Below are 11957 nucleotides of genomic sequence, written 5' to 3'. Positions count from 1 at the left end.
TTGATCAATTCAGACTTTGAAAGAAATCAATAGTATTTTTTAAAGCTGTTATAAAAGTGTCAATCTCTTCACGAGTATTATAAAAATACAAGCTAGCTCTGGCACTACCTGAAGCATTAAAGATACGATGGAGAGGTTGGGTGCAATGATGACCAGAGCGAATGGCAATACCATCATGATCTAACAAGGTTGCCAAGTCGCTGGCGTGTATTCCCTCGACGTTAAATGCAGCTAGTGCGGCTCTACCTTTGCCTCCAGAAGTGGGCTTGGCACCATATATTCTAAGGTTGGGAATAGTTTCTAGTTTCTTGAATAAATAAGCAGTTAATTCCTCTTCGTAAGCATGAATATTATCCATGCCTATGCTATTAAGATAGTCTACTGCTGCACCTAAAGCGATCGCTTCGCCGATAGCAGGAGTACCAGCTTCAAATTTATGGGGTAAATCGCCATAAGTGGAATGGTCTAAAAATACCTCATCAATCATTTCTCCACCGCCCATAAAGGGAGGCATTGCCAATAAGATATCTTTTTTACCGTAAAGGAAGCCAATTCCCGTAGTGGCACACATTTTGTGTCCTGAGGCTACTAGCCAATCACAATCCATTGCTTGCACATCAATACGCATATGAGGCACACTTTGACAAGCATCAATTAATACTTTTGCGCCATGTTTATGAGCTTCTTGGGTAATAGCTTCGACTGGATTAATTACACCCAAAGTATTGGAAACATGAACGATTGAAACCAGTCTGGTTTTATCCGATAGGAAAGATTTATACTGCTCGAAGTCAAACTCTTCAGTCGAAGTTAATTCGACATATTTCAAGATTGCACCAGTTTTTTGAGCAATAATTTGCCAAGGAACAATGTTGCTGTGGTGTTCCATTACCGAAAGAATAATCTCATCCCCTGGATTTAGATTAGCCAAACCCCAGCTATAGGCTACCAAGTTAATTGCTTCGCTAGCATTGCGAGTATAGATAATCTCATCGCGAGAAGCAGCATTAATAAACTGAGCGACTTTATCCCGCGCACCTTCATAGGCATCCGTTGCTCTACCGCTGAGGGTATGTGCGCCACGATGGACATTAGCATTATCCCATTGATAGTAGTGTTGCAGCACGTCCAATACTGCTTGGGGTTTTTGGGAAGAAGCAGCACTATCAAAGTAGATTAAAGGATTGTCGTTAACTTCTTGATGTAAAATCGGAAAGTCGCCTCTTACGCGATCGCCCAAAGTTTTTGATTGGATTAAAGTCATTAGTTTACCTATGTATTGCTCTTCAATTGCTGACTTTTTGTTTAATTGTTTCTGTAATTTTAGTTTGTAATGATTCCAGGGGAAGGCGATCGATGATTTCCGCTGCAAAGGCATCAATTAATAATTGATTGGCATCGTTTTCATCTAAACCACGACTGCGGAGATAAAATATTTCGTCGGCTTCTAGTTGACTTACCGTTGCACCATGAGCGCATTTGACGTTATCCGCAGTAATTTGTAATTCAGGCTTTGTATCCACCCTGGCTTTAGGAGAAAGCATTAAGTTGCGGTTTAATTGGGTAGCATCTGTCATCTGGGCTTCTTTGGTAACAAATACCTTGCCATTAAATACTGTATGAGCGCGATCGCCTACAATACATTTATGCAGTTGATTGGTATTCCCGCAAGGTTTGGTAAGAGCAACAATACTATGGGTATCGGAAGTTTGTTCTTCCATTGCGATCGTTAAGCCATTAAGATTACTCTCGGTTTGTTCTCCCTGCTGCAATACTTCTGGGTTATGACGAAATAGTTTTGCACCTAAATTAATTTCATTAATTGTATAGTGACTATCTCGTTCTTGAGATATGGCGGTTTTACCGATATGATAGCTACTTTTAGATTCTTCTTGTAGACGAGTATGATTTACTCTGGCATTTTCTTTGAGGTACACTTCTGTAACGGCATTAGTAAAGTATTCCCCCACACCTGTATATTCTTCTAGCAAAGAAATACTAGATCCTGTTTCTCCTACTACCAACATGCGTGGCTGGGTAAAGATAGATTCAGATTCCCCATCAGTAATAAATACCAAATGAATTGGGGTTTCAACTATAGTATTTTTGTTTGCCCAGATTACTGTCACATTGTTACCACCTGCGGTATTCAGGCTAGTAAAAACATCTTGCGCGCCATGACATTGAGCAAAATATTCCTTCGCATCATATTCTTGAGGTAAATTATTTAGATCCCCCACATATACCTCTTTAGGTAATCCGTTAATGTTGGAAAATTCAGTATTGTATATTCCATTAACAAAAACCATGCGACTGTTTTCCGTTTTCTCTAGGGGCGAATAGCCATTCGCCCTCATAACAGATGAAGTAACAAATTTTGTCTGAGTTAAATCCGATAAATCGATAAACCGCCAATCTTCATCCTTACGGGTAGGTACAGACAAACGAGACAACCAAGAATTAGCCTGTTGGCGAACATCTCGCAACCACTGGGGTTGGTTTTTATCTATCTGGCACTGCTGCAATAAACCCGTCAAGAAAATATCTTCTACTACCGCAGATTCAGTTACTTGGGAAATGGTTGCAAAGGGAATTTGTACCGCCATTAAACTCCAACCCCCGCAGTAGATTTATCGTCGAGAAAGTCGTAACCGCGACTCTCCAATTCTAAAGCAAGTTCTTTTCCGCCACTAGTAATAATTTCACCGTCTTTCATCACATGAATAATATCTGGTTCGATATAATCCAAGAGTCTTTGATAGTGAGTAATGACTAAATAACCTTTCTCAGGAGTCTTTAACTGATTTACCCCATCAGAAACAATCCTTAGGGCATCAATATCCAAACCAGAATCAATTTCATCCAAAATAGTTAGGGTGGGATCTAATAAAGCCATCTGGAGAATTTCGTTGCGCTTCTTCTCTCCCCCAGAAAATCCTTCGTTGAGACTTCTTTCCAAAAAGCTGGGGTTCATTTTAACCACTTCTAGCTTCTCTTCAATCAAATCTTCAAAATCAAAAGTATCGATTTCTTCTAATCCCTGATACTTTCGCTTGGCATTGTAAGCCACCCGCATAAAGTCTAAATTACTTACTCCTGGAATCGCCAAAGGATACTGGAAAGCTAAAAATATACCGCTATTAGCTCGTTCGTTGGGTTCTTTATCGAGAATACTTTCACCCTGATAAATAATTTCTCCCCCTGTAACTTCATAGTCAGGATGTCCTGCAATAATCTTAGACAGGGTGCTTTTTCCCGAACCGTTGCGCCCCATAATAGCGTGAACTTCTCCCGCATTGATTTCTAAGTTAACACCTTTTAAGATAGGTGTATCGTCAACATTGGCTGTTAGATTGCGTATTGATAAAATTGTTTCGCTCATTGTTTGTTAAATAAACAATCTTGATTATTGTGCAGACTCCCAAACTCATGTCAGACAAGGAATGAGAAATATATTTTTGTTTTTCTTGGGATATTAAAACAACAAAACTGTTGTTTAAGTCTATTGTAGACTACATTAACAACCTAGATGTTGTCAAAGTCGAAAATTAATCGGTAATCATTAATCTCTCTATATAAAATTTAGTCTGCGATCGGGAAAATATTTTTATGTCTATCAATAAAGAATTTCCTTATAAACTAGCCACTTATGGTGGAATAGCTTTTTTGTTTTTTTTAGCGTTCGGCGTACTCAAACCTTTTGCCATAGTAAAAGCAGGGCAAAGAGGGGTGGTAATGCGCTTTGGCAAAGTACAGGATACTATTTTAGATGAAGGTTTGCATCTCATGATGCCCATAGTTAATACAATTTATCAGCGTATAGGAGATGAAACAGAAATAATTACTCGTATTATTAATCCTGCGGTGGCGGAGATAGTAAAGGCTGCCACGGCTCAAAAAAATGCGGAAGAAATTATTACTAAGAGAAAAGAAGTCAAACAAGAAATTGATATTGAACTAAAAGAAAGATTGAATGACTATGGTATTTTAGTTGATGATGTTTCTTTGGTAAATGTTTCCTTTTCTCCAGAATTCACTAAAGCAATTGAAGCTAAACAAATTGCCGAACAACAAGCTAAACAAGCAGATTATGAAGCTTTGAAAGCAGAGAAAACTGCCCAAGCAGAAATCAATCGAGCCAAAGGACAAGCCGAAGCTCAAAGACTACAAAAATTGACCTTAACTCCCGCATTTTTACAGAAAGAAGCTATTACTAAATGGGATGGTAAATTTCCTTTGGTAATGGGAGGAGAAGGAACATTACCTTTTATTAATATCGATCCCCAACAAGTTACCAAGTAACTCAATTAAAATTATCATTACAGATTCTTTCATAACGAAAAATCTTGTGATAATTTTAATACAGCGATCGCCTTTATAATTGGATGATGTTTTTTGCTTTTTTCAAAATTGAGATCGATAAACAAAATGGATGATAGCTTATCAGTTTGGCAACAGCCTGAAATTATTCGTTGGAGTAAAATTTTAGTCAATAGTTATCAACAACTACTAGACAAAGAATTAATAAATACTGCTAACACTCCCCAAGCATTGTCCCAAACATTATTTCACGCACCTTTTGTTATAGTTTCCCATGACACTCAAGCAGATCCCATTTTTAATTATGGTAATCAGGCAGCATTACAACTATGGTCGATTAGTTGGGATGAGTTAATTAAAACCCCTTCTCGCTTGAGTGCAGAGCCAGAAAACAGAGCGACTAGATCGGCAATGTTAGAGCAAGCAGCTACCAAAGGCTATATCGCCAACTGTCAAGGAGTTAGAATTTCTACTACAGGTCAAAAATTCGCGATCAAACAAGCAATAATCTGGAATCTAACTGATGAGTCGGGACACAAATGCGGACAGGCTGCTACCTTTTCAGATTGGCAATGGCTTGGATGAAAATTTAGAACAATAACTGGTAACTGGTAAATATCTGCAAAGAAAGTTTATGGAGAATTTAATTAATATTGATATTTATATCAAATCTCAAGAGAGCAACAAGGAAGTATATCGAGATCGTTATAATTACTGTCTAGCTGTCAATGCCTTGGAGAATTGAATAGTATCAAGTAAATGCGATCGCCGAATCCTCAGTATTTTCCAATCAAATAACTAAGACCGCTTTATTTACTCTATTTTGGTTTTCATAGGTTAGTTTAAGCCTAACACCTTTAGTAATTATTTTTGGTGATTACTAATACTAAAAAGTATCTCGACATTTTAAAATGTATGTCTAAAGCTCATAACTTCCATTATTCTGCCAAACATTCTGGAGTAGATCGTTTACAAAAAGAGTGGACTGAATTTAATCGTTTTCATGTAAAAGGAGAATATTCTTGTCCTGTCTGTCGTCACGGTAAAGTATCAGAAATGCTAATGATGGAAGCCTTTTCTTGTAATTTCTGCCAGCATATCTTCACGACCAATTTTGAAAAGCAATTGCTCAAGATGGCGGACAGTCAATTACCCTTAACTTGGTATTGGAATGGAAAAACTTGGAAGGGTATTCACCGAGAAGGAGTAGAAGTTGGTTGGTATTATATTCTCGTCGCCTTAGGGTTTGTTTTGTTGCCTACTGCCATTGTTGGATCTGGGATGTATCTATTTCCCTTGTCTAGCGATAGCTTGCTCTCTTGGCTGCCTCTTGCTTGGACGATTCTAACTTTCTGCGCTCACTTATTCTGTATCATTTGGCTAATAATTGAATACTATCAATTTCCTATTTTTCTCTATATTAGAGCTTTGAAAAGAAAATTATCTTTGAGCGATTGAGAAACGATCAATAGTCGATCTTTCTAAACTGTTTTGAAAGGGACGCATAAATGCTCGATCGCAATTATCAAACTGAAATTCTCAAATCTTTGTTTAATAATTAACAATTAAAAATTAATAGCGTCCCTGACTTTTTTATTCAAAATTATCTTATTTCTAATGTGAATTAAAAACTGCCATATTTTCTAGATCAATTGTATCTTATGAATTGGGCGCAATGGGCAAAGTTCTTCCTTCAACGCGATCTAAATAAGGCATGACTTCTTCAGTATAATCAATAGGAAGAACCGCGCAGACATTCTCGTGAGGACGAGGAATAATTACCCAAGATTCTAAAGTCGCACCTTCAGCTTTCTTCACTGCTTCAATTCCCGCATCCATTGCAGTTTTGACTTCCGATACATCGCCGCGAATATTAACGTTAAAACGGGCGCTACCGACGCGAATGTAGCCAACTAAGGTAACTCGCCCTGCTTTAACCATAGCATCGGCTGCTGCGAGGACACCTGGGAATCCTTTTGTTTCAATAGATCCTACCGCAGATTGAGACGGCATAAACTTGCTCCCTTAAATTATTAATTACAAATACAAATAAAAGTAATTCTAGATTACATTTACGAGTTCTAATTTTAGCTGACTGACGACATTTTTTGAATATACTTAAATTCAGCTTCAAAAATAACTTAGAAACGAAACTGCTCTACTTCTTCGGTGTAGTCAATTGGCAAAACTGCCACTACATTGTCTGGTGGATTAGGTACAGTATAGTGGGTAGTTACTTTACCACCAAAAGTATTTTCTGCTGCTTTTAATCCTGCTTCCATAGAAGGTCTTACTTCAGAAATAGGACCACGAATGGCAATTACAAAAGTGCCACTTTCCCCTTTATCAAAATAAACCAAGGTGACACGACCAGCCTTAAGCATCGCATCTGATGCAGCTAAAACAGCAGGAAAACCGAGAGTTTGGATTACCCCCACTGCGTGTTGTTGAGACATATATTTTTGTTTTTTGACTTAAAATTTAGATTAAACAAATCATAATTATCTAGACTACTATATCTCGAACGCTCTCGGTTTAGATCCCTATATCTTAATTGCACTAGGTTTGGATACAGTAGCAATAATGCGATCGCAACCAGATTTAGGTTTTGCCCATTGATATTGATGATCTTGAGGTATTCCCCAACACAGACCAAGATAAATTTCAGTCCGCGCTGCATCAATTTCTGCCCATTCTGTCTGTTGAATCAGCTTTTGCAGATAGTTAAAACTAATAGGTTGGTGATGGCTTTGATGATTGACAAAGTTGTTATTAACCAGCCAGAATTTCAGATCTTTGGTAACTTGATACCAAAAATCTAAAATTTCAGTTCGCGCACCGACTAAAATCTCTTTATCTCCTGAAACTGGGACTAATTGATTGTGTATTTCAGGATAAGTAATGCTTTGCTTTCCGAAGGTGCAGGTACGCCAGATAATTCCCGAAACTCCACAATCGCGCTGATATTCATGAATTTTACTGCGGAAATCGCGATAGGCAAAAACTTTATTTACCTGGTTCATGTCCAAAGCTTTTTCGACGACGGGATCGTTGATGCGTTGTGCTGACGATAGAACAACACGCTTGCCTTTCCAGTTTTCTTTTAATTCGAGATCGAGTATTTGGATTAGTTCGTTAGTGCTATATGTCATCAGTACCAAGCAGTTATTAACAAGCTCTAAGGTATACAAACCTTCCTTCTGCAATTGTATATTCGCTCTTGGTTTCTCATCCAGGGTTTTATGTTTTCTTTTCCTCACATCACAAATCTGTCGTTCCAAGGCTCTAGGGCTTTTCAGGAGAACTCTTCCTCGCAAACAAGAGGGTGTTGTTGCTTTTCTTTACAATTGTTGTTAACTTTAGTAACAGAAGCGAGAGAAATCCTTAACATTTGGATTTAATGCGATGAATATTAAATGGAAAAAACTAGTTTTTAGATTAGGCGTATGGTTAACCCTAGAACTCTTCTTTGACCGTGTAGGATTAGACACCATTGCCGATTATAGTGAGTTTGTCTTCGAGCGCAACCTGATCACATTAATTTCTTAAGCCAGGATGAAGATTTGATGAATATACCTTCATCGATAATATCGAGCTATTCAAAATGTTATGAAAAATTATGACAACAAAAGCGATCGCAGATAAATTTAAGCAACCATCTTGGAAAATCAAGCTCTTATATGATGGAGAATGTCCTCTATGCGTGCGAGAAGTTAATTTCCTAACCAAAAAAGATCGGGGGAGAGGGATTGTTAACTTTGTTGACATTGCAGATGCCAATTATAACTCCAGAGAGAATGCAGATATTGACTTTGCCACCGCGATGGGCAGAATTCATGGTATTTTACCCAATGGTAATGTAATCAAAAACGTCGAAGTATTTCGCCACATTTACCAAGAATTAGGCATGGGATGGATCTATGCTATGACTAAATTACCAGTAGTTGGAGCGATCGCTGACTGGATTTATGGTATTTGGGCTGACTGGCGACTTAAACTTACAGGCAGACCAGATTTAGAGGCGATAATTGCCGAAAGAGAAGCAAAAGCCAGGGTTAGTTCCCAAAGATGTCGGGTCGATTGATTAACGATAAAATCGGCGATCTTTATAAAATCCCCATAAATACTGTCGAACTAAAGTGGTCTACGATGCTATTATCAATGTGCCAGTGATTATTATAAGGTAACAATTATGGTTCAAGCACCTGTATCTCCAGTGGTGCTAGCTATCTTAGATGGTTGGGGTCATCGCGAGTCAACAGAGGCTAATGCTATTGCCACTGCCAAGACACCAATTTTTCATAGCTTGCAAGCTGCATATCCTAACACTCTCATCAATACATCAGGTAAATATGTGGGATTACCCGATGGTCAAATGGGTAACTCGGAAGTGGGACACTTGAACTTGGGCGCGGGGAGAGTAGTACCTCAAGAATTAGTTAGAATCTCCGATGCAGTTGAAGATGGCTCTATCTTAAAAAATCAAGCGTTAGTCGATGCTTGCACTAAAGTCAAAGCTAATGGAGGAAAATTACACTTAGTTGGTCTTTGTTCTGAAGGTGGGGTACACTCTCACTTGAAACATTTGATTGGTTTGCTTCATTTAGCCAAGTCTAATGAAGTGGAAGATGTTTGTATTCACGCGATTACAGATGGTAGAGATACATACACCACAGAAGGAATTAAAGCATTAAATAAACTTCAAGATTCGATCGATAAAATTGGAATTGGCAGGATTGTAACCGTTAGTGGTCGTTACTTTGCGATGGATCGAGATCGCCGTTGGGATCGAGTGCAGCAAGCTTACGACATCATGACCCAAGATAGTATCACTGACAAGAGATCGGCTGCTGAGGTTTTAGAAAGCTTCTACGCTCAAGAAACTACCGATGAATTTATTCCTCCCACCAGGATAGCCTCTGGTGCTGTTGAATCTGGAGATTCGGTCATTTTCTTTAACTTCCGTCCCGACCGCGCAAGACAGTTGACTTATGCCTTTGTTAACGATAAATTTGATGGCTTTCCTAGAGAGAAAATAAAGTCTCTTGCTTTTGTTACTTTCACTCAATATGATTCTAGTGCAGAGGTAGAAGTTGCTTTCAAGCCTCAAAATTTAACTAATATTTTGGGAGAAGTTATAGCCAATAATGGCTTGCTTCAATTTCGCACCGCAGAAACCGAAAAATATCCCCACGTTACTTATTTCTTTAATGGTGGCTTAGAACAACCTTTTGAAGGGGAAGATCGGGAATTAATTCAAAGTCCTATGGTAGCCACTTACGATCGCGCGCCAGAAATGTCAGCACAAGCTGTAACAGAATCAGTTTGCAATGCAGTCAACAAAAGAATTTATTCACTGATCGTGGTCAATTATGCTAATCCCGACATGGTGGGACATACTGGCAACTTAGAAGCAGCAATTCAAGCAATTGAGACAGTAGATCGCTGTTTGGGTAAGGTGATCGAAACAACCAACAAAGCTGGAGGAACTTTATTAATCACTGCCGATCACGGTAATGCTGAATATATGCGCGATGCAGACGGCAATCCTTGGACGGCGCACACCACCAATCCCGTACCTTTTATTTTAGTAGAAGGAGAAGACCGAAAAATTGTCGGACACGGTACAGATACACCTTTGAGAGAAAATGGTTGTTTGGCGGATGTTGCCCCAACTATTTTAGAAATATTGAAAATTCCTCAGCCAGAGGAGATGAGCGGTCAATCTTTAATTGAATCGGCAGCTTATGAAGCTAAAAGAAATCGAACGCCCATTAAAATATCGATGTAATTAAAATATGGTGCTGTCAATTTCCAAGGCTACAAACTAAGAGTTAAGAGCTAAAAGCTAAGAACTAATAAATTAAGTTATTAAATATTTAGCAAAAAAAGCAAATTTTGCGTCTACAATGGCGCACATAAAAGCTCCCTTGCTCGCCGATTATCCCATGCTGAACTTTCAAATCCAGTCTGATAGTGACGTACCAGCTTCCAAACAACTGTTTGCTCAAATTCAATTTGCGATCGCCTCTGGACAATATCCTCCCGCTCATCGTTTGCCTAGCACCAGACAATTGGCAATGATTACAGGTTTGCATCGCAACACTATTAGTAAGGTTTACCAACAGCTAGAAGAAAGTGGTTTAGTAGAATCTGTAGCTGGATCGGGTATTTATGTCAAAATTCACGAACGAGAAAATATTACTGAATCTGATTCTCCTGTAGATCGCTCGGTAAGTGCGATCAAAGAAAGTATGGATCGAATTTTGGAGTTGGGTTGTAGCCTAGAACAAGTTAAAGAACTTTTTATTGAAGAAATAGACTGGCGCATTCGGTGTAGCGATCGCGTAATCGTCACTGTACCCGAAAGGGATATTAATGCAGGAGAGATTATGCAACAAGAGTTGCAAAAGTCTTTTTCAATTGATATTGAATTGATTGAGTTGGAAAAGTTACCGCAAATTTTAGAGAAGATTAATTTTGGCACGTTAGTAACCAACCGCTATTTTATTACAGAAGTCTTGGCAATCGTTCCTCCTAATTCTTTTCGAGTCATTCCGATTGATATGTATGACTACAACAAGGAATTGGAAATTATCAAAGGTTTGCCATCTCAAGCTTGCTTGGGTATTGTTAGTCTAAGCGAAGGTACGTTGAGTATTGCTTCTAGTATTGTCAACAGTCAACGGGGAGAAGATTTGTTGGTATTAACTTCTCGGGTAGGCGATCGCGATCGCTTAAGAGCCGTTCTGCGTGCTGCTCATACGGTTATTACTGGCTATACTAGTTATGATTTGGTTAAAGCGGAAATTATCGCCATGCGGGAGGATTTGATTCGGATTCCCGATGTTATTAGTGCTGATAGCTATATTGGCGAGAAATCAATTAATTTACTCAAAAGAGAATTGGGGCTGGGAATTAATCTACCAAAAAAATAAATAAACTAAATCTCGATGACAAAAGGCGATCGCATTTACGTATACCGAAATTTATGGCAGCTAGATGGGTTATATCAACATCACGGTATTGATTGCGGTGATGGCACGGTAATTCACTACCGCAAACCCAGCGAAACGATTGAAAGGACTAGTCTAGAGACTTTTAGTCGGGGTAATCCCGTATATGTTGCTGAATATGGCGATGGTTTCGGCTATATTCCCGATGCAGTGGTAGAAAGAGCCGAAAGCCGTTTGGGAGAGCATAAATATAATTTACTGTTTAACAACTGCGAGCATTTTGCTAGTTGGTGTAAAACAGGAGTGAGCCAGAGCCAACAAGTAAAAGATTTTGTACCCTTGATTCATAAATTAGACCCCTCCAAGCTTTACGAGCCAATTAGACAGGCATTAAAGGGAAAAGATAGTAATACTGCTCAAGAGCTACTTGCCGAGTCTCTGGCGGATATTAAGTCTATTTGGGAGCAAGTACAGCCTCAATACCAAGAGGCAGTTGAGGAGGTGTCTGCTTGGGATAGAGTAGCTAAGAAAGCCCTAAAAAGCGATCGTGAAGATCTAGCTCGTGCTGCGATCGCCAAAAAACTCCACTATCAAAGACAGGCTAGTAAGTTAGAAATAGAACTTAGTGAGCTGGCTGCCTGACACAAGTAGCTAAAAGAGTGAAAATACGGTAAGAAAAAA

The 11957-nt window shown here is 38.8% G+C and carries 14 protein-coding genes; 8 read left to right on the top strand and 6 right to left on the bottom strand.

Features of this window, described 5'->3' with window-relative positions; translation table 11 throughout:
* Window positions 1-4 precede the first annotated feature (4 nt).
* The 3 genes from I4641_RS12805 to sufC are packed head-to-tail and all read right to left on the bottom strand — an operon-like array spanning window position 5 to window position 3382.
* Complete coding sequence (locus I4641_RS12805) at window positions 5-1264, bottom strand: SufS family cysteine desulfurase (RefSeq protein WP_229640924.1); 1260 nt, start codon at window positions 1262-1264, stop codon at window positions 5-7.
* 22 nt (window positions 1265-1286) lie between these two features.
* Window positions 1287-2606: a Fe-S cluster assembly protein SufD gene (gene sufD / locus I4641_RS12800; protein ID WP_229640923.1), complete on the bottom strand. Its 1320-nt coding sequence runs from the start codon at window positions 2604-2606 to the stop codon at window positions 1287-1289.
* Window positions 2606-3382 carry a Fe-S cluster assembly ATPase SufC gene (sufC, locus tag I4641_RS12795; RefSeq protein WP_229640922.1) on the bottom strand — a complete coding sequence of 259 codons (777 nt, stop codon included), beginning with the start codon at window positions 3380-3382 and terminating at the stop codon, window positions 2606-2608. The genes sufD and sufC overlap by 1 nt, the downstream gene beginning before the upstream one ends.
* Before the next feature lie 227 nt (window positions 3383-3609).
* Between sufC and I4641_RS12790 the strand changes: the two genes are divergently transcribed.
* From I4641_RS12790 to I4641_RS12780, 3 genes are all read left to right on the top strand, one after another.
* Window positions 3610-4302, top strand: a complete 693-nt coding sequence (locus I4641_RS12790; protein WP_229640921.1) for a prohibitin family protein — start codon at window positions 3610-3612, stop codon at window positions 4300-4302.
* Between the two features lie 126 nt (window positions 4303-4428).
* On the top strand, window positions 4429-4905 hold the full coding sequence (locus I4641_RS12785) for an MEKHLA domain-containing protein (protein WP_229640920.1): 477 nt from the start codon (window positions 4429-4431) through the stop codon (window positions 4903-4905).
* 330 nt (window positions 4906-5235) lie between these two features.
* Window positions 5236-5778, top strand: coding sequence for a hypothetical protein (locus I4641_RS12780; protein ID WP_229640919.1), 543 nt, complete (start codon window positions 5236-5238; stop codon window positions 5776-5778).
* Between the two features lie 201 nt (window positions 5779-5979).
* Here the strand turns inward: I4641_RS12780 and I4641_RS12775 are convergent, their stop codons facing one another.
* From I4641_RS12775 to I4641_RS12765, 3 genes are all read right to left on the bottom strand, one after another.
* Window positions 5980-6333 (bottom strand): carbon dioxide-concentrating mechanism protein CcmK, encoded by a 354-nt coding sequence (locus I4641_RS12775; RefSeq protein WP_229640918.1) that lies wholly within the window; start codon window positions 6331-6333, stop codon window positions 5980-5982.
* Window positions 6334-6461: 128 nt separating this feature from the next.
* Window positions 6462-6776: a carbon dioxide-concentrating mechanism protein CcmK gene (locus tag I4641_RS12770; protein ID WP_229640917.1), complete on the bottom strand. Its 315-nt coding sequence runs from the start codon at window positions 6774-6776 to the stop codon at window positions 6462-6464.
* An 87-nt stretch (window positions 6777-6863) separates the two neighbouring features.
* Window positions 6864-7472: a hypothetical protein gene (locus I4641_RS12765; protein ID WP_229640916.1), complete on the bottom strand. Its 609-nt coding sequence runs from the start codon at window positions 7470-7472 to the stop codon at window positions 6864-6866.
* A 253-nt stretch (window positions 7473-7725) separates the two neighbouring features.
* Here I4641_RS12765 and I4641_RS12760 point away from each other — a divergent pair, with 253 nt between their 5' ends.
* The 5 genes from I4641_RS12760 (at window position 7726) to I4641_RS12740 (ending at window position 11918) form a co-directional block, all read left to right on the top strand.
* On the top strand, window positions 7726-7869 hold the full coding sequence (locus I4641_RS12760; RefSeq protein ID WP_229640915.1) for a hypothetical protein: 144 nt from the start codon (window positions 7726-7728) through the stop codon (window positions 7867-7869).
* A 70-nt stretch (window positions 7870-7939) separates the two neighbouring features.
* Window positions 7940-8404 (top strand): thiol-disulfide oxidoreductase DCC family protein, encoded by a 465-nt coding sequence (locus I4641_RS12755; protein WP_229640914.1) that lies wholly within the window; start codon window positions 7940-7942, stop codon window positions 8402-8404.
* A 108-nt stretch (window positions 8405-8512) separates the two neighbouring features.
* On the top strand, window positions 8513-10111 hold the full coding sequence (gene gpmI, locus I4641_RS12750; RefSeq protein WP_229640913.1) for a 2,3-bisphosphoglycerate-independent phosphoglycerate mutase: 1599 nt from the start codon (window positions 8513-8515) through the stop codon (window positions 10109-10111).
* 157 nt (window positions 10112-10268) lie between these two features.
* Window positions 10269-11258 carry a GntR family transcriptional regulator gene (locus I4641_RS12745; protein ID WP_369426783.1) on the top strand — a complete coding sequence of 330 codons (990 nt, stop codon included), beginning with the start codon at window positions 10269-10271 and terminating at the stop codon, window positions 11256-11258.
* Window positions 11259-11273: 15 nt separating this feature from the next.
* The gene (locus I4641_RS12740) at window positions 11274-11918 is read left to right on the top strand and encodes a lecithin retinol acyltransferase family protein (protein WP_229640911.1); all 645 of its coding nucleotides are present in this window, start codon (window positions 11274-11276) and stop codon (window positions 11916-11918) included.
* Window positions 11919-11957 lie beyond the last annotated feature (39 nt).

Source organism: Waterburya agarophytonicola KI4 (assembly GCF_020640915.1).
In the GTDB taxonomy this organism is placed as follows: Bacteria; Cyanobacteriota; Cyanobacteriia; order Cyanobacteriales; family Xenococcaceae; genus Waterburya; species Waterburya agarophytonicola.
The sequence above is the reverse complement of the archived record's forward strand: the minus strand, read 5'-3'. Positions and strand labels throughout refer to the sequence as shown.